Source organism: Plectonema cf. radiosum LEGE 06105 (assembly GCF_015207665.1).
Taxonomy (GTDB): Bacteria; Cyanobacteriota; Cyanobacteriia; order Cyanobacteriales; family Nostocaceae; genus Rivularia; species Rivularia radiosa_A.
Map to the genome: position 1 here is coordinate 19,589 of NZ_JADEWL010000023.1, position 23,392 is coordinate 42,980.

14 protein-coding genes are annotated in these 23,392 nt (G+C 35.1%); 6 read left to right on the forward strand and 8 right to left on the reverse strand.

What is annotated here, in order from left to right; genetic code table 11:
* The first annotated feature begins 352 nt into the window (after nt 1-352).
* Nucleotides 353-1,123: a PEP-CTERM sorting domain-containing protein gene (locus IQ247_RS10030; protein ID WP_193919465.1), complete on the forward strand. Its 771-nt coding sequence runs from the start codon at nt 353-355 to the stop codon at nt 1,121-1,123.
* A gap of 157 nt (nt 1,124-1,280) precedes the next feature.
* On the opposite strand, the gene IQ247_RS10035 is transcribed toward IQ247_RS10030, so the two are convergent.
* The 8 genes from IQ247_RS10035 to IQ247_RS10070 all read right to left on the reverse strand — a co-directional run bounded on the left by IQ247_RS10035 (nt 1,281) and on the right by IQ247_RS10070 (nt 17,426).
* On the reverse strand, nt 1,281-3,500 hold the full coding sequence (locus IQ247_RS10035; RefSeq protein WP_193919467.1) for a caspase family protein: 2,220 nt from the start codon (nt 3,498-3,500) through the stop codon (nt 1,281-1,283).
* Between the two features lie 61 nt (nt 3,501-3,561).
* Nucleotides 3,562-6,576, reverse strand: coding sequence for a CHAT domain-containing protein (locus tag IQ247_RS10040; RefSeq protein ID WP_193919469.1), 3,015 nt, complete (start codon nt 6,574-6,576; stop codon nt 3,562-3,564).
* Nucleotides 6,577-6,643: 67 nt separating this feature from the next.
* Nucleotides 6,644-7,888, reverse strand: coding sequence for a tetratricopeptide repeat protein (locus IQ247_RS10045; protein WP_193919471.1), 1,245 nt, complete (start codon nt 7,886-7,888; stop codon nt 6,644-6,646).
* Nucleotides 7,889-7,982: 94 nt separating this feature from the next.
* Nucleotides 7,983-11,330, reverse strand: a complete 3,348-nt coding sequence (locus tag IQ247_RS10050; RefSeq protein WP_193919473.1) for a tetratricopeptide repeat protein — start codon at nt 11,328-11,330, stop codon at nt 7,983-7,985.
* A gap of 95 nt (nt 11,331-11,425) precedes the next feature.
* On the reverse strand, nt 11,426-12,157 hold the full coding sequence (locus tag IQ247_RS10055; RefSeq protein WP_193919475.1) for a DUF928 domain-containing protein: 732 nt from the start codon (nt 12,155-12,157) through the stop codon (nt 11,426-11,428).
* 20 nt (nt 12,158-12,177) lie between these two features.
* A complete protein-coding gene (locus IQ247_RS10060) occupies nt 12,178-14,622 on the reverse strand; it encodes a CHASE2 domain-containing protein (RefSeq protein WP_193919478.1) in 2,445 nt (814 codons plus the stop codon).
* Between the two features lie 76 nt (nt 14,623-14,698).
* Nucleotides 14,699-16,027 carry a DUF1822 family protein gene (locus IQ247_RS10065; protein WP_193919480.1) on the reverse strand — a complete coding sequence of 443 codons (1,329 nt, stop codon included), beginning with the start codon at nt 16,025-16,027 and terminating at the stop codon, nt 14,699-14,701.
* Between the two features lies 1 nt (nt 16,028).
* Nucleotides 16,029-17,426, reverse strand: a complete 1,398-nt coding sequence (locus tag IQ247_RS10070) for a hypothetical protein (protein WP_193919482.1) — start codon at nt 17,424-17,426, stop codon at nt 16,029-16,031.
* Between the two features lie 361 nt (nt 17,427-17,787).
* Here IQ247_RS10070 and IQ247_RS10075 point away from each other — a divergent pair, with 361 nt between their 5' ends.
* From IQ247_RS10075 to IQ247_RS10095, 5 genes are all read left to right on the forward strand, one after another.
* Nucleotides 17,788-18,300 carry a hypothetical protein gene (locus tag IQ247_RS10075; protein WP_193919484.1) on the forward strand — a complete coding sequence of 171 codons (513 nt, stop codon included), beginning with the start codon at nt 17,788-17,790 and terminating at the stop codon, nt 18,298-18,300.
* Between the two features lie 278 nt (nt 18,301-18,578).
* Complete coding sequence (locus tag IQ247_RS10080) at nt 18,579-19,067, forward strand: hypothetical protein (RefSeq protein WP_193919485.1); 489 nt, start codon at nt 18,579-18,581, stop codon at nt 19,065-19,067.
* A 93-nt stretch (nt 19,068-19,160) separates the two neighbouring features.
* On the forward strand, nt 19,161-19,598 hold the full coding sequence (locus IQ247_RS10085) for a hypothetical protein (protein ID WP_193919486.1): 438 nt from the start codon (nt 19,161-19,163) through the stop codon (nt 19,596-19,598).
* A gap of 94 nt (nt 19,599-19,692) precedes the next feature.
* Nucleotides 19,693-20,379 carry a hypothetical protein gene (locus tag IQ247_RS10090; RefSeq protein ID WP_193919487.1) on the forward strand — a complete coding sequence of 229 codons (687 nt, stop codon included), beginning with the start codon at nt 19,693-19,695 and terminating at the stop codon, nt 20,377-20,379.
* A 155-nt stretch (nt 20,380-20,534) separates the two neighbouring features.
* Entirely contained in the window at nt 20,535-23,357 is a 2,823-nt protein-coding gene (locus IQ247_RS10095) for a CHAT domain-containing protein (RefSeq protein ID WP_228059629.1), read from the forward strand.
* The last annotated feature ends 35 nt before the right edge of the window (nt 23,358-23,392 follow it).

Below are 23,392 nucleotides of genomic sequence, written 5' to 3' on the forward strand. Positions count from 1 at the left end.
AACTGTCACAGCATATTTACTGCCATTTGACATACGAGGTAATTTTCTTCACTTCAAATTTACCTATCTCCTCGTTAATATTCTTATACTTGATTTTCAAGCAGTATCTTAGATGTATCTCTACTGGGTAAATCCAAGCAAATCAGTTATCCATAATAATTGATTCTGCACTTTATCTACGGATATTAACCCAAACAATAGATACATTATGATTTTTATTTAAGCGTATTTTTTGACAAAAGCATAACATTGCACTGAAGCAGTATAGGGCAGAAAATATTTTTCTGTTGACTATATACTCTTGATTTTTATTCAAGGAAACAAAACATTTTTAATAATACAAAATAAACCTATGAAAACTACTATTAAACTCGTTAGCATATTAACCTGGGGAAGCTTGCTTTTTTCCAACCCAGCGCAAGCGCTAAATTTAAAATTCGATAACTCTTGGGAAAAATTTGGAGATGTAGAAGTAGTTAACCCTACGACTGCAAATTTGTCCACCGATGGTTTATTTGATGATGATTTTGATTTAGGAGCTAATAATGGCGACTTTAATTATTCTGGAAATCCTGCTGGGACAGTTGGTTTTGGGGGTTTAGAAGACTTTCTTGGTGTAGATGTCAGTATATTTGATATCGACGGTGTAGCCTATGAAGGTTCTGCGATTCAAAAGACGATTAACGTTAAAGCTGGTGATAAATTAAAATTTGCATGGAACTTTAGTACTAATGAAACTTCCCAAGTCATCTCTCAAAATGTAGAAACCTTTCGTGGCTCATTTTTAGATTATGGCTTCTTCTTGGTGAACGGACAAATCACAAAACTCGCTGATATCAATAGTACAACTACAAGTTCTACTAATAATTTTGATCGGCAAACGGGGATCCAAAGCTACGAATACAAATTTAATAACGCTGGAGCTTATACAATTGCTTTAGGTGTAATAGATATAAATGATTTTAGCATGACCTCTGCGTTGTCTTTGAACAATATTAGTTTAGAAACAAGTCAATCCGTATCCGTACCAGAACCCCTTCCTCAACCTTTAACTATCTTAGGAAGCGGATTAGTCTTGGGGTTTGTGAATTTATCCAAAAAGAAGCATCCTTATCAAAGATAAGGCTTATTTCACCAATTAAATTTGTCATATTAGATATTGACTGCTTAGTTTTAGTCAATATCTTGGAGACGCTCCAGGAAAATTTCCCTGAAGCCATAACTTTGTGGTAAATTGAGGAGGCTAAATTATTTGGGTGTTGCAGAATAAAGTTTACTACTTACCCAACCTCAAAACTCATTGACAAGGTAGCAATATTATTGGCTTTCACTTCTCTTGGTTGACTGCTACCTCCACGACTGCCACTTAAATCATCAAGCAAGTCATCAATCACTGTAACAGGTTCTCCTCGGCTAATATCTATTGGCTGATTGGCTTTTCCTCTTCCTCCTCCTCTGGTTTCACGTACCAGTTGCTGTAACATCTTGGCAGCATTTTTTAATTCCGAACGACTTGTAACTATTAAAGCTTCGGCTGTTCCTTTTTCTACTGCTTTTAGTTCTATTTGACCTAGTTTTCCTACTATTAAAGGTGTACCTGGCTTGATTTGTAATGTCTCGTTCTTAATTCTATTTTGGTAAGGGAATACTACATAAGGTTTACCAGTTACATCAATTAGTATAACTATGACATAGAGGTTTTCAGGCGTATTATTTTTGATTTCAAATTGGAATAGTTTATTCAGGGGTAAAACACGGGAATAAGTTTCTTTCGCTTGAATTTGATTGCTTTTAGCTGTTGCTATTTGCGTTTTTGCAATTATTGTATTGGGTTGTTCTAATAAACTAATGGATGCTTCTACATCTAGTTTTGAAGAGTTAGCATTTAATGTTTGCTTGAGAATATGCATTGCTAGAAAAGATGTGAGCTTGGGTTTTAAGCGAGAGATTGCATCTGTAATAGATTCTCCTTGTTTACCAAAAGAACCTGGGATAAATTCTAATGACTCACTAAATAAACCTATAGTGTCAATATCTGGTAAATCTTCCCGATTTGTTTGTTTTTTTCTATTATCTTTGGTCATGCGACCGAGAATATATTCTACTTTTTTTGAATATAGTGTATTTGCTTGTGCGGGTATTGCTTCCATGCGCTTAATTTTGGAAATATTTTCCCTCGCATCACCTATATCCTTTGTTAAGGAAGGGTCTAAACCGATATTGAGTTTTAAATTAGCTGGTATAACACGACTAATTTCTTGTATAAACATTCCTGGCTGGATATTCAAGTTAGCCGATTGCGGTAATAGTTTTGCTTTTGCATTTAAAAAATTACGAGAAGTTGTTAATACAATTTCTCCTAATACTTCTCCCAAATTATTTAAAACCGCAAATTTCGCATCTTTTTGCATACTTGATAAGCTCTCATACTCGAGTCCTCCTAGCCATAAATTTATTTCTTTTCCATTAATCTTAGAAATTACACCTTGGGATGAAGGAATTGATTTAGTATCAGTAAAAAATATCGGTTGAGTATCATCACCATCTACCACTGGGTTTTGAAATGTAGCAAAAGATTGTATTGGGGATTTAATTTCAGTGATAACTTTACCAACTGTATTGGTTTGCTGCCATAGATATTGTGTTAAAAAGTAAGTAAAAGCGCCAGCAGGAAAGTCACTAATTAGTCCGTCCCATGATGCTAAACCTTTTTCTGATGAAGCAATTACTACTCCGTTCCCTACACTAGAACAACGTAATTTTTGGAATGCATCTTCATCTTGAATTTGCAAATAATCCATCCAGCGTTTCTGATATTCTCTTTCATCGGGGTGAGGGTCATAACCATCACCAGAAGCCCAGCGCCCGACAAAGTTACCACGAGTTGCACCACCAGAAAAGCAGCTATCTAAAAGCATGGTTACATTAGTTACACCTTTTTTTTGTAATGCTAATCTCAGCAGAAATAAAGTGCGTCCCATAATGTCTGGTGCAAAATTATTCTGACTGTCGTCAATAACTGCCAAGGTACTATTAAATTCGAGAAATCTTTTATCATCACAACTTTGAAGGGATTTAGGATCTCGCAAGTGTGAACCATGACCTGAGAAGTGAAATATTACTATATCCCCTGGTTTTGCTTGTTCAATCAGGTGTTTTTCAAATTTTTCTAAAATATTTTTACGAGTAGGTTTAAATTCTAGTGGGGTATCCTTTGTAGTAGTTAATGTCACAATATCATTAGAACAAAATCCAAATCTATGAACTAAAAGTTCTTTCTGAAAAAGTACATCGTTTACACATCCTTCTAATTGCTTTTTTTCAAAACGTTCAATTTTTGGATATTCTGTAATCCCTACTAATAGTGCTAGCTTCCGTGGTGTGTTTTCTGCTAAAACTTTAGCGTAGCGGTTTCCTTGATTCATAATATCAAGGTGGCTCATTCCTAATGCTGCTAGGGTTGAGCCTGTTAATTGTAAAAAGTTACGACGTTTGATCATGACGGTTTTATATTGTTGATTGTTGGTTTGAGATTTGGGATAGAAAAAACTAATTTATCACCTAATTTGATTCCCCAATTAAGGTAAATGCTGCCCAGTCTTTGGGTGGTTTATCTTTAAATTTGAGCATTGCTTGGCGTAATGCTTGGGCTTTATCGAGTGGGTTTCGCTTGTTTAGGAGATTTTTATAAAATTCGGTCATCAATTCGGCTGTGGGTGCGTCGGGGACAGCCCAAAGTGAGACGATTACGCTGGGGGTTCCGGCGCTAATTAAGGAACGGGATAAGCCGATTACACCATCACCAGTAATACGTCCTCTGCCTGTGTTGCAAGCACTAAGAACTACTAAGTCCGCATTGAGTTTTAAGTTCAGAATTTCTTCGGCTGTCAGCAAACCGTTATCTTTACCTGATGGTGCAAGGGCGATCGCACTCTGCAAACCTTGGATGTTATCAAATAAGCCGTGGGTGGCGAGATGTATAATTTTAGCTTGGGGTAATAGTTCTAAAACTGCGGCTTTTGTCGCTTGCTTATCGATAAGCAGTTTGGTTTTGAGCTTATTTTCTTCGAGAAGAGGTTTAATGGCTTCCGCTTCTTTTTCCGCTCCCGGTAACTTGGATAGGGGTTGTGCTTCATCTCCAATTTTTGGCGCTACACTTGGCATATCGGGATTACCGACGACTAAGGCATTTTGCACGGAAGCAAGTTTTACTTCTTTTGCTCGTTTGTGGGTTAATCCTAGTACCTGAATTGAAGGTGCTGTTAATATTGTGTGTTTTTCAATTAAGTATTTGCCTTGTGCGTCTTTGAGTGCGGGGAAGGGAACTAAAAATAGTTCGTTTTGGGGGATAAAAATTACACGCTCATTTGGGTCAGTGGGGAGAAGGTCAGCGATGGGGTCTATTAATATTTCATGGAGTTTTTGTAAGTCTTTACTTGGGTCATCGTCGGAGGATGGGAAAACTTTGATGTCAAATTGAGCGCGTTTGGCTGTGGTATTTTGAGTGGTGGAATTTGTTCGTGCAAAAATACTGCGATCGCGCACTCCTATAAAGTCACGGGTATTCTCAACCAGTTCTTCAAGAGTGGTGTTTTCTTTTTGTAAAATAGGTTTGAGGTCAACTGGGCGGAATGTTATTTCACCTGTGGGTTTAATGACCCACATATAAAGACTATTTTTCGTAAATTGAGTGCCAGAATTGACTTTATATCTTCTATTATCTTGAATTAGAGAATAATACACTACTGTTGCTTTTTGTGCTTGAGTTAATTTCTGAATTTCATCTAATGTTGGGAGCTTAATATTTTCTATATTTAATTTTTGACTAGATTGATTTGATAGTATTAATTCTATTAAAGTGCGAGCGCGACCTCGCTCTGCTACTTCTAATGCTACATCAGTTTTCTTTTGTGTAATTAGTAATTTCTGTAATAGGCTATACGTAAAAAATGAATCTTGAACTACGCTAATTTTTAGATCATCATTTAATTTACTTAAATTTTCATATCGGAGATATTCCCAGTTTGTAATTGCATCAAATAGATATTTTTCAGCATTTTCATATTGTTGATCATAATAGTTAACTAAGCCTAAGTTTGTAAGAGTTATACATATCGATAACCTAGCAGCAACTTCACCACGCTTGTCATTATTTTCTTTGAACCAGTCTAAAGCATCCTGATATGCTTCTAAAGTTTTGGGATAGTCTTCTATTTTTTCATAAATACCACCTATTGATAATAATATCTCGCCTGTTCTAGATTTATAACCTAAATTTTTGCGAATATTTAAAGCTTGTTTATAGAATGAGAGTGATTCAGAATATTTAGCTTGAAGACCATAAATGTTTCCAAGATTGTTGAAAAGAATTGCTTCTAATTCTTTGTTGGCTTCTAATTCTTTGCCAGTAACAGTCAATTGCCTTAAAATTTTCAATGCTTGATTAAAAGCTTTCTCAGCTTTACCATAATAAATCTGCCCAATATAAATTTCTCCTATGCTATTGATTACTGTAGCTTCAAGTTTTTTATCGGGTATCTTTTTTGCAATAGCTAAGGCTTTTTCATAAAAATTTAATGCTTGGGGATAATGTTCTTTTCCTTGTATGTAATAAACTTTTCCAATTTCATTGAGAGTGTAGCCTTCATTTGAATATTCCATAAGTTCTCTAGTAATTACTAAAACTTTTTGAAAAGTTTCTAAAGCTTTTTTATACTCACCTTCTTTATATTGGTGTTGACCTAATCTGTATAAAAAGAATAACTCATTTATTGGATAATTAATTGAAAAAGGTTCCGGTGGTAAAAACAATGAAGCTTTTTTTTCTATCTCTGTATTATGAATTTTTCTTGCAATTACTCTGCTTTCTTGGTAGGAGTCAATTGCTTTTCTATAGTCATTGAGATGGACATAAGCTTCACCTAGAGTTAAGAGAGTTTGAGGCTCTAGTTTTTTGTCTATTGTTGTTACTTGCCTTACTTTTAGTAATGTTTTCTGCCCGTACTCGACAACTTTAGTATAGTTACCTAAATATTCATAAGCCTCAGTTAATATTCTTAGACTCATTATTTCTATTTTATGATTATTAATTCTTTGCGAAACTATTAGTGATTTTTGTAAGTATTCAATAGCCTTGGCATATTGTTTTAAGTTAAAATAGTAAATAAGAATAATATCTCTTAAAGCATTTATTTCAAATTCACTATCAGAGTTTTTTTGACTAATTACTAAAGATTTGTTATAATAGTAGACTGCTTGATAGTAATCTCCCAAAGCTTCATTAGCAGAACCAAGGTTATATAGAACCTTGATCTGACCTTGTCCATTTTTGATTCTTTGGTAGATAGCAAGTGCTTTTTGTAAAGACTGTAATGCTAGTCCATATTGACGGTTATTATATTGCTGCAAAGCTTGCTGTAATAGACTTTCTGCTTCTGCTTTCCGTTCATCATTTGTCTGCCCCACTGCTACAGAACCACCAAAAAGCATAGGCAAACTCAACCATAAAGGCTGCGAGACACAAAGTAATAAAGCGATCGCAAAAATTACAATCAATTTCCGCAGCCCCATCTTCATAAAATCACCACTCCATTAATCAAAATAGAAAAAATTAAAACAACCACACCAACACATTCAAACTTAATTAACTATTAATTTTCTTAATCATCTCATTGACTTTTTTCGCCTCATCTTGTTTACCCTGCTCTCGGAATAAATTAGCAGCAACTTGTAAATCAGCAATCCCTTCTTGCTTATTCCCTAAAAGTAGAGCGCGAGACATACCACGGTTTAAATATCCCAGTGCATCTTGTGAATCTTTTACCTCCCAAAAGAACGGCGAGATTTTGATAGCACTTTTTTCAAATATTTTGCTTAAAGGTGATTGAAAACCCTTAAAAATATTAGATTTTTGATAATTACTTAAGGCTTTCTCATAGTTTTCAAATGCCTTTTTCATATCGCCTGCTCGACCATAAATAAATCCGAGATTATTTCGGAAATATCCTACATCTTTATCTTTCTTTATTGCCATATTCAAATCTTCTATTGCTCCTTTCATATCTCCCATCTGAACGCGAACATTAGCTCGTTGTGCATAGACAGAAGCTTCATCAAATTTTTGATTTATCGCTAGATTTAAGTCTTCCATCGCTCCTTTGTTATCTCCTCTTTGAACGCGAATGATACTTCTAAAAAAGTAAGCACCAGGTTCTGAACCAATTTTGATAATTTTTTCGATATCTTCACTCGCTTGTTTATCATTACCTGAAAGAATATAGGCGAAACTTCGCATGATATATCCGTTAGTATTTTCGGGATTTTTTTGTATTGCTTGGCTAGCATTTTCTATTGCTTGCTTATAGTCATCAATAAGCAGCATCACCATCGCTCGAAAAGAATACCCATCAACAGAATAGCTATTGAGAACTAAAAAGCGATTAGAATCTTCAGTTGCTCCTTTTACATCCCCCGTTATCGCCCTAGCCAGGGCGCGTATATAGTATCCTTGTTCAGAATTGGGATTGATCGCTAATGCTCTATTAATATCTTGAATACCCGTCTTATAATCTCCTAAAATAAATTTAATTGTACCTCTAATTAAGTAAGCATTATCATTGTCTCCATCCGCTTCAATTGCTTTAGTACAACTATTTAATGCTCGCTCATACTCTTTTGATTGATATCGCTTAACACACTGCTCTAATAACTTATCAGTATTGGATTGTGCTAAAAGTAATTGTTTATTGGCTGCTACTTCTAAAGCTTGGACTGAAAAATTATTGCCTACAGAATTCTTAGCGATCGCATCCGATTTTGCAGTATAAATTGTCCCTACGAAACTTAAAACAACGACAGCAGCGCTGAGAGATAAGTATTTAACTTTCATCTTCTATACCTCCAAACTTGATACACATATATCTCCAGCGTCAGGAACTTATGTAAAAATTCACCACAAACCAAACCTTCCCAAACCCTCCTATTTACTCAGACTCGCCAATCAGCGTAAATGCAGCCCACTTTCTCGGACTATCAGAATACTTGTCTTTCATTTTCAGCATTGCCATGCGTAACGCCTGTGCTTTGTCAAGTCTATTTTTGTTTTTGTATAAATTCTTATAAAACTCCGTCATCAGTTCCGCAGTAGGTGCATCGGGAACAGCCCAAAGGGAGACGATAACGCTGGGAGTTCCTGCAATAAATAGCGATCGCGATAAGCCAATTACCCCATCACCAGTAATGCGTCCCCTACCTGTATCGCAAGCACTGAGGACAACTAAATCTGCTTTGAGTTTTTGTTTAAAGTTCAAAATTTCTTCCGCAGTTAGCAAACCGTCATCTTTACCAGTAGGAGCTAACGCGATCGCACTTTTTAAAGCTTGGAAATTATTGAGAATACCGTGGGTAGCAAGATGGATAATTTTAGCTTGGGGTATTTTCGATAAAACTGCGGCTTTATTTGCAGCATCACCTGTGAGCGCTTTTGTACCTAATAATTTAGCGATCGCATCTGCTTCAAGTTTGGCTCCTGGTAAGTCTGCTAATTTTTGCGGTTCATCCCCAATTTTGGGACTAACACTTGGCATGGTGGGATTCCCGACTATGAGAGTATCAGATGCAGGGGAAAGTTGGTTTTTTTGCTTTTGCTGTCGAGTTAACTCTAATACCTGTATTGATGGAGCCGTTAAAATTGTGTGTTTTTCAATCAGGTATTTACCCTTTTGGTCTAACAGTGCGGGGAAGGGAACCAGGAATAATTCATCTTGCGGGACAAAAATCACGCGATCGTCTGGGTTGGTGGGGAGAAGGTCAGCGATGGGTTCGATTAATATGCTGTGGAGCTTTTTTAAGTCTTTGCTGGGGTCATCTTCGGGAGAAGGGAAGGTTGTGATTTGAAATTGGTCGCGTTTGGTTGTGGTGTTTTGGGTGGTGGAATTGGTTCGTGTGAAGAGATTGCGATCGCTTACTCCTATAGAGTCACGAATATTTTCAACAAGTTCTTCGAGAGATGCTAAATTGCTATTTTCATCTTTAAAAAATGCTTTGAAATCTATTGTGCGAAAGTTTACTTCTCCTGTCGGCTTGACAACATAAATATAAAGTTGTGATTTATTCCATTGTTTTTTACCTTCTATTGTTGATTCTTCATTGATAATTGAATACTCAACTAGTGTTGCTTGTTGTTCTTTAGCGACTTGTTTAAGTTCCTCAATATTTGGTAATTTAGCTTTTATTGAAGTTTCAGTGTCGAGACGATAAGATAATAAATCAACGAATGCACGAGTGCGACTACGTTCAGAAGTTTCTAATGCAGCTTCAATTTTATTTTGGGCTATAAGTGCTTGTTGTAAAAAGCTGTATGTAGCTCTCTGGCTCTCAATAATTGAAATTTTATCACTATCTTTTAATCCTGGTCGTAGAGATTCTCTAGTTTCAACAGCAACACGTAGTGTCTCTGTTGCTTCTTTTAAATTACCAGTTCTTAGGAGGATATAACCGATATTACTGACAGTGGTCCCTTGCCCCAACTTATCATCAATTTGTCTGCGAATTGCTAAAGCTTGTTGAAAAAAATCCAATGCTTTGGGGTATTGCCCTAAACTGCCGTAAAGAAACCCAATATTGTTGAGAGTACGTCCTGAAGTGTTTTTATTACCAATTTGTTTGCTAATTAACAAAGCTTGTTGAAAGAACTCAAGCGCTTTAGGGTATTCTCCCAATTCGTTATAAACGAATCCAATATCGCCGAGAGTATTCCCTTCCCCTGCTTTATCACCAATTTGTTTTCTAATTGCTAAAGCTTGTTGGTAAAACTTCAGTGCTTTGGGGTATTCTCCTAAATTGCTATAAACTAACCCAATATGGTTGAGAGTATTCCCTTCCCCTGCTTTATCACCAATTTGTTTGCTAATTGCCAAAGCTTGTTGACCTAACTCCAAAGTTTTGGAGTTTTCTCCCAAAACTTCGTAAATTCCTCCAATATTGTTGAGAGTTGTCCCTTCCCCTGCTTTATCACCAATTTGTTTGCTAATTACCAAAGCTTGTTGGTAGAACTCTAGTGCTTTGGGATATTGTCCCCAACTGCCATAAACGGTTCCAATATTGTTGAGAGTTGTCCCTTCCCCTGCTTTATTGCCAATTTGTTTATGAATCGCCAAAGCTTGTTGGTAGAACTCCAGTGCTTTGGGATATTGTCCTAACTGGTGGTAAATTCCTCCAATATTGTTACGATTACTTCCTTCATGTGCTTTATTGCCAATTTGTTTGCTAATAGCTAAAGCTTCTTGGTAAAACTTCAGTGCTTTAGGGTATTCTCCCAAACTTTGATAAACTGACCCAATACTTTCTAGAGTATTCCCTTCCCCTGCTTTATTGCCAATTTGTTTGCTAATAGCTAAAGCTTCTTGGTAAAACTTCAGTGCTTTGGGGTACTGTGTGAATCCATTATAAACTGACCCAATACCTTTTAGACTACTTCCTTCCCCTTCTTTATCACCAATTTGTTTGCTAATTGCTAAAGCTTGTTGGTGGAACTTTAGTGCTTTGGGATATTGTCCTAACTGAAAGTAAATTCCTCCAATATTGTGAAGAATTCTCCCTTCCCCTTTTTTATCACCAATTTGTTTGCTAATTGCTAAAGCTTGTTGGTGGAACTTCAGTGCTTTGGGATATTGTCCTAACTGAGCGTAAATTCCTCCAATATTATGAAGAGTACTTCCTTCCCCTGCTTTATCACCAATGTGTTGCCGAATAGCCAAAGCTTGTTTGCAGAATTCCAAGGCTTTGAGGTATTGCCCTAACCTGCCATAAATCACTCCAATATTGTTGAGAGTCTTTGCTTCCCCTGCTTTATCACGAATTTGTTGCCGAATTGCCAAAGCTTGTTGGTAGAACTCCAGTGCTTTGGGATATTGCCCTAACTTGGCGTACATTACTCCAATATTATTGAGAGTATCCCCTTCCCACCACTTGTCGCCGATTTGCCTACTAATTACCAAAGCTTGTTGGGAAAATTCTAACGCTTTGGGGTATTGCCCTAAATTAAGGTAAACTAACCCAATCTTGTTGAGGATAGCTGCTTGACCTTGGCGATCACCTATTTCTCTAACAATCAGTAAGGCTTTTTGAAATGTATCTAAAGCTGCTTGATACTGGCTTTTGCTTAACTGTTCATTACCTAACTGATAAAGCCGTAGCGTCTCTTCTCGCGTTTTAATTTGTGCTACTACCGCAGACTTCCCAAACACAGGAGAAAAACTAAACCACCAAGGTTGCGACACACTAAGCAATAAAGCACTAAAAATAATCAGGACAAATTTATGTAATCGCATCTCCGTAAAACTACAACTCCATAAGCCGTAATAACTACCCCCTAATACATATCTCACATATCAGGGGGACTTGTGTAAAAAATTTTATTAAGAAGCTATGGCAACGTAGAAACCACAGCCTGCTTTGAATTACAAAAGTTATGTCCTTCAATGTTCTTGATAGTATCTACTAATTGTGGTGATGGATTCTGCACCGAGTAAAGCTGTTCTAATACATCTGTCCACATTTCTTTCTTAGCAAAATAATCAGCTTTCCCCAGAGCAATTTTTTCTACAGTCGCTCCCTCCTTTTTGAGTGTTGCTTCCAATTGTTTCAAGTTCTTAGTGATACCATCTCGTTTTTCACTATCCATCACTTTAAAATAGGAAACACTCTCTTTTGTAGGAAATCCCCTAACTTTTTCAGCAGTAATTTGCCATCTATAATACTCTCCGAGTTGCAATGGCTTACTATCATATTTAATCTTTGTTAATCCATCTTTGACTTTTAGAGTTGCAAAAATTTCACCCTTACTATTTTTGATATCAATTTGTGTAGCCCCTACACCTCGCCAATAAAATATAGGCTTATCAGTCCAAATTTCATCAGTTCCTTTTTGACCATTATCTAAATTTTCTAATTCTTGCGGAAGAATTGCACAAATTTCTCCTCTTGATCCTCCCGGAGTTTTGCGACGACGAAAGACATTAAAAATATCACCCCATGACAATGCTAAATATAAACGTTTAGTTATTTTTGGTAAACTTCGGTTTTGTTGTTTGATAGCAGCTTTTATTGGGAAACTCGATAAAATAGAAAGTGTTAAGAACAAAAATGAAAAACTCAAACCTAAATATTTCAGCCTATTCATTTAGATAGTCTCCTCAAAGTAAAGTGAATGTATTTCCAAAATATGGTAGCGGGTAAAAACACAGGAAGTAAAATATATCCTGATATATATAACTGTAATGAAGTTAAGAAATAAATAATAGTATTTGCCGATACAACTTTAATTACTAGCTTTCGATTTTGAGGATTATCAATTAAATATAATGACACACCTTTGGCTAGTAAAGCTGCTAATAAAATAACCAAAAAATCGGGAACTGGAACCACCAAATGTTTATTAAGTAAATGATGAACCATATAAGCATGAGCTTCTCCTGTCGGGAACTCTCCATCTTCCCATCCTCGCCAATAAGCTACTGCTAAAGGTCTAGTAGCATTATCTTCACCTTTTCCAGTTAATCCGGCTTGACTATATCCTCCAGGTGCAATAATCACTAATGTTTTATCCAAGTTATCTGGAATTTCTGATGAGTTTTCTTGGCTCTTACAAGTACCTAGTAAATTGCAAGCTGATATACTTTTATAAGCGTTGTCGGGATGAATAGAAAAATCTATAATTGGATGAAACCATTCAAAAAAACTTGAGATCCGTAATTGTTTAGGTGAATTATAAATATTATTTGAACGTAAGTTTTCGTAAAAAGCTATTTCTTCATGGAAATTTCCGAGCTTATTGATTGAATCAATATTTAGTTGTTGCTGTTCAATAATCGTTGGATTTATATTTTGTAATTGATAATTTAATGCTAATAAATAACTAAAAGGACAATTGCTCTTATCAAGACATTCTTTCCCTGATGGAGGTAACTCAAGATACCACTGCGTTAAATATATGCTTCCATCAATATACTTACTTTGTTGACGATTAATGATTTTATCACTAACTTTACCTTTTCGTGAGTCTTCTTCCAAATCATCATAGCCAAATACAAAAGTAGTTTTTTTCGCTGTAGCTTCAAGAATTGCTGCTTTAAGCTGAGATGTATTAGCTGGCTGCTTATCAACTTGATCTAAAATATAATCTATACCAATTAATTTAGCATTTCTGTCCGAAAGAGCTTTAATAATTCGTGCTAGGTAACTGTAATCTAAAGGATATCTTTGTTGAATTTTATCTTTCTCAAATGATTCTTTATCAATTTTTATAAATAATACACGTGGTTTTGTGCTTAGTGGTTTGAACGGTGTTTTTTCACGATAAATAGCTTGCACTAAAATACGTGGTTCAAGTAATAAACTTTGTGCATATGGCAATAAACTTAAAAGTAATAATCCAGCTAACCATTTTGCCTCCAATTTTGTAGGGAACCATCGCTTAATTCTCGAAGTAATATTAAAAGGTTGAATCTGAAATAATTTGGCTTCTGCATGACGAAATAAAGACGGAACTAAATAAGCAGAAGGATAAGAAACACGCTTTTCATCTTCTTGAAGTAACTGAATTGCGTCTAACAAAGCAGTGTGAACATCTTTATATTGAGCTAAACTCTGAAGAAACTTGACTAAAAATATCTGTGCAACTTGATCGTGAATGGGTTCCCGCATCACCGCAACTTGACTCAACCCCAAATTAATCAAAAATTCAGCAATATTAATTCCATTACAAGAATTAAAAATAGCAAATTGTAATCCTCGTTTCCTAGCGATTTTGAGCGAACCTTCTATTTCTTGCATTGATAATGCAACCCCTGGTGCAATTCCTAATTCCCCTCCTGTCAGTTGAGTTTCATTGCTATGTCCAGCAAAAAATAAGATGTCCCAACCTCTTTTATCGGAAATTGCTTTGATAATTTGATGTTTGAGTGCGTTAGCATCAAAATTTGTTGTATCTGTCTTTTTATTCCAACCAACAAACTGAACATCAACAATCGAATTTAGAGCTTTTATCGCTTCTTTATCATCTTTTAAATCTAAACCACTATCATCTCCTAATATCGCTAAAACTCTAATTTTATGACGAATTGGATGTATTGCTTCGTAGCTAATATTCGCAGGAGTACGAGCAATACGTATTTTTTCTGCTATATCAGAATCTGTATCAAAATAAATATCCCAACTTTCCCAAGGAAGTTTTGCTATTTCAATAGGTGTACAAGTGAGGAAAATTTCAACAGGTTGTTTTTCCGAAGTTTGGCTTACTGATTTTGTAATTGTACGATTTATACTGACCAATTCAGGACTTAACAGCCATTGCTGGAACTCGCGTAATAATTGGGCTTCTGTCTCTACGAGTTGTTTATGAAAGTCTCTAGGTGCGCTTCCAGTACCGCTTATTCCCTTTTTTCCTCGCAGTCTCACATAATAATCTAAATACGCTCTATGCCAGTTTTCATAACTCTGAGTTAAGGAGAAAGGATAGTTAACATTAACATCAATAACTAGACCATCACCCCAACTTAATTCAAAATTACAAGTTGAAGTAATTTGTCTAACTTTGAGTTTAAAAATAGTCTTGTTAGTCATTTTAGTATTTTTTAGCTTAATTATATTTAATTTTTTACTACTATATAATTTAATTATTTTATCTTCTAATTTTTCTCTATTCACTTACAAATACAAATGGATTAAACGTCTTCACCTCACCATTGGATGAAGTGAGCGTTACCAAAAACTTATCTGCATAATTACCGATAACTTGAGCAAAGATATAATCATGATAAGTATCTGGTTGTAACTGTTCTTCAACTAAAATTTCATTTTGGTCGCTGATTCTTAAATTTAAGCTGTAAGGTCTTTGATTTCTTGAAAGAACCTTTAACACTACTAATAATGTCCATTCATCATCAGGTAGAGACCAAATAACAGCATAAACTCGCAGGGGAACTTCTAGTACAATATCTTGATGAAAATAATTAGCTATATTCGGAATTTCGAGATTACGTCTAATTTCTGTGAGAATATCTCCTAATTGTTGGCTTAAATTTGATGATTCACGCATTGGACTTGGAAGTGCATTTGATAATTGTCCCCGTATCGGTGACATTTGCCAAGAGAATGCCTGCATCACATCATCAATTTGGTTGTCTAACCAACGTTGAATATTTACCGCTTGTTGAGTGATCATTTTGATAAAATCTGATAAATGCAAAGCAGATATTTGAGAATTTTTTGTAGAATTATCATACAACCATTTCACTAATTCAGGATTGGTTAAAACAGCTACACCTTCTTCCCAAGTTAAAACTTCCCAGAGTTGACGGTTATTTAGTTGAGGCAATAAATTCACAAGTTGCCTCTGCATTTGAGCAAGAAGATTTTGACGATTATTCGGAACTGCTGGTAAAGGTATAGTCGAAGGTGAGTAACATTGCAAGTACATTAATAATTCGTCAACTTCGTGATTAAATAAAGTTAAAGATAATTGATAAGTCCAATCTTTATCTAGCTGAAACTGTGATTTATCTTTAATTAAATCTTGATAACTAATAAATCCTTTAATAGCAGCAATTTCTAATTCTTCCTCTACCGCAATGACTATATAAAAATGATTATTAAATTCTGCTATATCAACTACTGCTCTCGGAATAGTAACTTCATCCTCACTAAAAGAAATAATGGGAATTAAACAAACTTTAAAATCACCAATCTGTAAATTATAAACAGCATTAATTAAGCTAACGTGTTCAGGTTTTAATATTGAAGATATTTGCTGCTGGATAGTGTGATAAATAGTAAGTGACGGTTCTCGTTTCTCCAGCCATTCCGCAAATGCAAATAAAGCCAAAGCTTGAAGATAAACCTGCCATTGTTTCCCTTCTATCCTCATATCTTGACTAATCTGTAAAGCTTTCTCACATTGTTCTGGCTCTAACTCTATAGTTTCAATATTCTCTGAAAAATCAAATAAATCATCAATATTATTATTCATACTATCCTCTACTACTATTTAAATAGTGACAAACATATTCACAAATAGCTCTAGCCATTTTACTATTCATAGCTTGCCTTTGTCCGTTCCTGGCTTCTTGTTCTGCTTCTTGAATCACTGTTTGAATTTCCTTGTCTAAAAAAGCTTGTACTTTCAATTCCCAATCAGGGGGTAAATCATCATCAATTTGAGATTGAATTAGTTCTAAAATACATTTTTTCAAACACAATGAAGTGTTACGACCAATATCATTACGTAAACCTTTTAACTCCAACAAACGGCTAACAGAAGGTTGATCAATTAAATTTAAACGAGGAGCAATTTCTGTCATGGGAACTCCTTCACAGTGAAATAAATGTAGTGCTTCGACAAAATTCTTTAGTTTCTTTTGAAATTTAGTAGTTCTCTTGGCTTGAAAATATGTAATTCTTGCTTCAACAACTTTTTTAACAGCACCCGTAAAACATCCATCAAATGAAGAATTATATAATCTCGAAAATTCTGACTGTTCCTCTTCACTACTATGATTTTTTTCAGGTATATTATCCCAAGACTTTTGAGAATTTATCGATGTTACTCCTTGCCTAACTCGAATACGTTCTTCTCTAATAAAATTGGCAATATTTTCTAATTTACTACGAACATTTTGAAGAAAGTCTTGAGAATAGTTTCTATGGTTAGGAAATAATTTTTCTGCTATTTGACGTAACTGTTCTTCCGTTGGATCTGGATATCTACTTTTACTACCAGCTTTCCGAGTTTGCAGTAGCTGACTGCGATAAATTTGGTGATAAGCATCAAGTAATTGCAATGATTGTTGAATTTCTCCTACACTGCAACAATTATTTTTGAGAATTTTTTCTAACTTTACAGGTGTTACATAACTAAGAATCATCCAATCGGTAACTTGCTCTATTCCATGATATAGTAAGAAATTTTTGACTTCTCTATCGCTGTAAAATATCCTAATCGTCCAAGTCGAGAGATTGCTCTTTTCGGCATCGAATGTTTCTAAAATCCGATTAATTAAAGTTGAAATATTAGAGGAATTTGGTATCTCTTCAATTCTTCGAGATTTATCCAAAACAAGAAGTAATATTTGATTATTTGTCAAGTCATGGGTTTTACCAAATTTTTTCTCCAATTTAATAGAAATATTGCGGAGTTGGTTGGATATAAAACAACGTAGACATAGCTCCGCCATTTGACGACGGTTATCGTCATGACGCAACCACACCATGAGTTGACGTTGAATATCTCGATCCGATACATCATCACCTCGACTAAGTTGAGGAAATTCTTGTTGAAAAAAAGCTTTAACCTCGTTCAATTCAATGCTTTGACATCTACTTAAACCAACAACCCTCACCCATATCCAGTATTCCGACACCACTCCCATAGTGATTTTGCCTTTTGTGTTTAGTAAAAATATTACCGTGAATCAAGGAACAGAGAGAGAAATATTTGGATTTTTATGGGCTGGGATGCTGATATCATGCATTTACGAAGATTATCTAGGTTTTATCCAGATTTCCCCTGAGAAGCAAATATAACATCTCTAATAATGAATCTTAATCAAGTGTGTTACTCTCATATATCTCTGAGACGTTGAGCTTATGTATTTTTTTTGCTACCACGCAAGAAAAATATTGACGACCGTGAAAATACTTATACAGCAAAGATTTAACCCATTTTTTGCATAACCTCTGAAGCTCCGGAGATATACGTAAGTACAAAGCATAACAGTGGAGATTCACAATATGAACTTTAAACGAACCGGAGCGATAAGCCGGGGGCTTGACGCTTCGCTGATCGCACTTTTGTCTCTAACTGTGGGACTGTTGGGTATTGAGTCAGCAAATGCAAAAAACCCCTTGACAGAAACACCTGTAACCGCACCTTCTAATTATATTGCTCAAGTTACTGATGCAAGTAATCCAGTTTACGGAAGCTGGAAATTGAGATATAGCGTTGATGGAATTGTCTATGAAAGCGTTCTTGTGATGGACGGATTTTCGGGAAGTATGAGAACCAGATATTACCATCCCAGCTTAGGAAAGCAAGCTGTAGACCAAACAATGTATCTTAAAAATTCCCCAGATGGGTTACTTTTATTCGGATATAACCCCGTCTACGCTGGAACTAGCACAAAACATCCCTATTTCTCTGCTGACAACTTTTTGTTTGCAATTGAGCCTGATGGTAGTCCAAAAATTACCAATTGCGATGATGCGGGACAATGTTCTGCTGTAACCGCACAAACCATTAGATAGGGAATAGTTTTAGATTTCAGATTTATTAATACGAACAAAAATCTAAAGTTTGAAATCTAAACTTAGTTCGTCAATCAAGTTTTTGAGACTTTTTCTACATAACCTCCCGATATCAGGAGATATACATAAGCAGTTAGCTAAGATAACCAAACCAAGCGATTACCGCTTTGTACTATCTGCTAATAAATTCTGCTAATAAATAAAGCAGAAAAAGTGTACAAATCTCATTTCATTGTTACCAATCAAAACTCATAAATTATTCATTACTAGGAGTTACTATGCAACGCTTATTAAAGTCTGTCGCCACAATTGCTGCTGTTTCTACATTCGCTTGTGTTTCTACTTTCTTTTCCGCTAAATCAGCCAATGCAGAACAAAGAATGAATGGTAGTTACGTCGGGGTTGGTGTTGCTGCTGATGGTAGTGGTGCAGATTTGGCTGGAACTTTCCGCTGGGATTTAAAGCCCGTTTCAATTCGTGCTACTGCCGTAGGAGCTTGTGAAGGTAGTCTCTGTGCGACTCTATTTATTCCTACTGTTACCTATGATGTTGGCATTAGTAAAAACGCCAATATTTATGCAGGTGTTGGTGGTTCTGCTATTTCTATAAGTGATAGTAATTCCTCTGTCTCTTTGGGTACAGGTGCTGTATTACAAGCTGGTGCAGAAGGAGAAATTAGTAAAAATATAGTCCTCTATGGCGATGGTACTTATTTTACCAATGGTGGTGGAACTATTTGGAAAATTGGGGCTGGTTGGAAGTTTTAAAAAAGTTTAATGTTGGGAAAAGATAAAGGTAAAACCCTTTATCTTTTCTAAAAAATGGTTAACATCTTTTTACACAATGAGAATTCATCAAATATGATTGCCACAATAATTATCTTATTCATATTAGCAATTATCGGAATTGTCTTGGCAGTTTTTTATTTATACTCTTGTGCAGATCAAAATTATAACTTTAATGTTTTTGGATTTGGTAGCTTATCACTTATTCCTCCAGCATTAGCATCAATAGGTCATTTTATAGTTGGAAGTCGAAATACTAATTATTTGGAAGCTTTACTACAAAAAGATATTGATGTTGTCGTCTCTCTAGGGATAGCTAGCTTAGTATTTATTTGGATTTTTGTATTGATTATCCGAAGAACTAATTTTTTAATTGCTCTACTAACAATGTTACTTGTACCTCCTTCTTTATTTACAATTTTTCTGATTCTCATAGTTATTGGTTTTGGATTATTTTCTTCCCCTATTGGGTGGCTATGGCTGATATGGATGGCATTGAATGAAAAAAAATAGTACTCATATTTTTTCATAGTTTGTATTTAGAGAATAATTACTCATAGATTTTACACAAGAAAGTTTTGATAGGATTTTAATCAAGGACTAGGCAATGCAAATAGTAAATAATAATAATTTTGGTTTGCACAACAAACGTAGTTTTGTCTTGTTTGAAAAATGGGTGTTAGCAAACTTCATCGCAGAACTATTGGGTTTAGGGATAATTGCATTTGTAGGTAAAAAATTTCCCACTTATGATAATCAAAATTCACAGATAGTTTTAATCTTACAGGGTGTATTCCAAGGACTAATATTAGGAATTGCTCAATGGTTAGTGTTACGTCGTTATATGCGTAACTCGATTTGGTGGATACTAGCGACAATAATTGGATGCTTTTTTGGATGGTTGCTAGTATTATTCGTGAGTGCGATCGCTCTTTTTACTATGGCAGTTACACAAAAAGAATTAGATTCCATCACAGCATTTTTGGGAGTGATTTGGCTGGGGACAGCAGTAGGAACGTTAATAGGGTTGCCTCAAGGGTTGGTTTTGCTTACATCCTTGAAGGTAAAGTTTCACAAAGCTGTCTTGTGGATGAATGTGAATGCTTTGGCTTGGATTTTACGTTTGTTCTTGGTGTTTACTGCACTGAGTATCATATCAAACAAATTTTCTCTAAATACAGTCTTTATGATGTTTGCTGCGGAAATATTGATGACGCTTGCTTATAGTGGAATTACGGGTGTTATGTTGGTTGATTTGTTGCAATCAAGCTTGCGAAAACGCTATCCTTTATAAGCTGATTTTCCTTGAAATTAATTTGAATGGAGAAAATTTAAAGGAAAATAAGAATTTAATTTAGTCCGTAATTGTCAGATTTTTTTTACATAAGCTCCGAAATGTGGGAGATATATATAAGTGTTGAATCTGGCATATACGAGGGGAGACTGTGTATGAATTTTTATCTGCGCTGCTTAAGCGTGTTTACTGTAACTATATTGCTGTCGCAGAGTTTTCCCTTAAGAATGACTGGGAATACTTGGGTAAGCAGTGCGGTTATGGCACAGACAATAGGCGATCGCAAGGATGAAGTATCACGCTTTTTTCTAACTGGAACTGATTTTTTAGAAGCTAGTCAATTTAAGGAAGCTTTAGCAGCATTCGAGAAAGCTTTAGCCATTGCGAGAAAAACAGGCGATCGCAAAATAGAAAGTCTTGCTCTCATGACTATAGGTAAAACCTACGATGATTTGAGAGATTACCCTAAAGCTTTAAACTATTATCAACAAGCCTTAAGTCTTGCTATAACTATAAATTATAAGGATATAGAAGGTAATATACTTAATAATATTGGTTGGGTTTATCTCAATTTAAAACAGTATAATACAGCCCTACAATACTACCAAAAAGCTTTTACTATTGCAGAAAAAAATGCCGATGAAAGGTATATAGGCATAACGAGAAGGGGTATTGGATTAGTTTACTATGCACAGGAAGAGTATTCTAAAGCTTTACCAATATTTAATCAAGCTTTAGCTATAGCTAAGAAAACAAGCGACAAAGAGCAAGAAGGAGTTACTATCGGTAATATAGCAGGAATTTATCTAAAACAAAAGCAGTATATAAAAGCCTTAGAAACTTATAACCAAGCTTTAGCTATTTATCAAGAAATTAATGATACTAAAAAGACAGGTGATACCTTCATAAACATAGCAGAAGTTTATTCTTTGCAAGAAAAATATGCAGATGCTTTAAAGTTTTATCAAAAAGCTTTAAGTATATCTCAACAATTTAAATATCAAAAAATACAAGCTGATTCAGTAAGGAATATTGGAATGATTTATAATAGAATAGGGCAGTATCATAAAACTTTAGATATTTATCGACAAGCTTTAGAAATTTACAAAAAAATCGGTGATAAGGAGGGAGAAGGCGAAATTATTAATATTATTGGTATTGCTTATAATAGTTTAGGAAAATATTCTGATGCTGAAAATTCCTATAAGTATTCTTTAAAAATTTCTCAACAAACTGGTGATACAGTAGAAGAAAGTATAAGGCTTCAAAATCTTGGTTCTGTTTATCATTTTCAAAATAAATTTACTGAAGCATTAAATTATTACAATCAAGCTTTAGAACTGGCTAAAAAATTGAATAACAAGGGAGCTGAAAGCCTAATACTTCATAATATTGGTGGTATTTATCTCGATAATGGGAACTATGCTAAAGCCTTAGACTATTATCAAAAATCTTTACAAATTAACGATAAAATAGGAATTAAGGAATGGAAAGGTTTTACACTAAGTAATACTGGAGTGGCGTATATTGCGTTAGCGAAATACTCTCAAGCTGAAGCAGTATTATTTTCTGCATTAGAAGTTTGGGAGTCTTTGCGGTCTAGTTTAAAGGATGACCAAAAGATTACAATTTTTGAAAGGCAATCTCACTCTTATCGCTTTTTACAACGAGCATTAGTTGCTCAAAATCAAAGCAATAATGCTTTAGAGATAGCAGAAAGGGGACGTGCTAGAGCATTTGTAGAGTTATTAGCTTCAAAACAATTAGAAAAGAATCAAAATAAGCAAAATAGTAAACTCAACATTCAACAAATTAAACAAATAGCTCAACAACAGCGAGCAACTATTGTCCAATATTCAATAATTCCTAACACATTTCAATTTCAAGAGAAACAGAAATTAGATTATCCACTACTCTATATCTGGGTAGTTAAACCCACAGGAGAAATTACATTTAAACAAGTAGATTTAAAATCCTTCAATACATCATTACAAGACTTAGTTATCAACAGTCGTGACTCTATCGGTGTGAGAAGTCAGGATATGTTTGATATCAAAGTAATAAATCCTCAACCTGAAGATCCAACTGAAGAATTAAAGCAACTGCATAAAATCCTCATTGCACCTATTGCTAATTTACTACCGAAAGACCCGAATGAGAAAGTTATTTTTATTCCTCAAGAATCCCTCTTTCTAGTTCCCTTTCCTGCATTATTAGATGATGAAGAAAAATATTTAATTGAGAAACATACTATCCTGACTGCACCATCAATTCAAGTTTTAGATTTAACTCGCAAGCAAAAAGAAAATTCACTCAAGATTGAGACATCAGATAGAAATACAGCATTGGTAGTCGGAAATCCTACCATGCCAAAAATTAAGATTGGTGATTTAGAGTCAAACTTAAAACCTCTCCCCGGTTCCCAAAAAGAAGCTCTTAAAATCGCTAAATTTTTCAATATTGAAGCACTCACAGGTAGCAAAGCAACTAAAAGTTCAATTATGCAAAAAATGGAGCAAGCAAGCATAATTCATCTAGCTACCCACGGCTTACTTCATGATTTTAAAGGCTTTGGTGTACCAGGTGCGATCGCATTAGCTCCTTCTGGTAATAAGAATGATTCAATTGATGGTTTACTTACCGCAGGTGAAATTCTAGATATGAAACTAAAAGCTGATTTAGTTGTCCTCAGTGCTTGCGATACAGGAAGGGGAACAATTACAGGTGATGGAGTAATTGGTTTGTCCCGCTCTTTATTTTCTGCTGGTGTCCCCAGTGTCGTCGTATCACTATGGGCAGTTGATGATGATTCTACAGCTTTTTTGATGACTGAATTTTATCAAAACTTGCTCAACAAAGAAAAGCCACTTAATAAAGCCCAAGCATTACGTCAAGCCATGTTAACAACAATGAAACAAAAAGAATATTCCAATCCTCTTCATTGGGCTGCTTTTACCTTGATTGGTGAGGCTGATTAGCATTACGCATATATAAATGAGATGGATTGCAATTT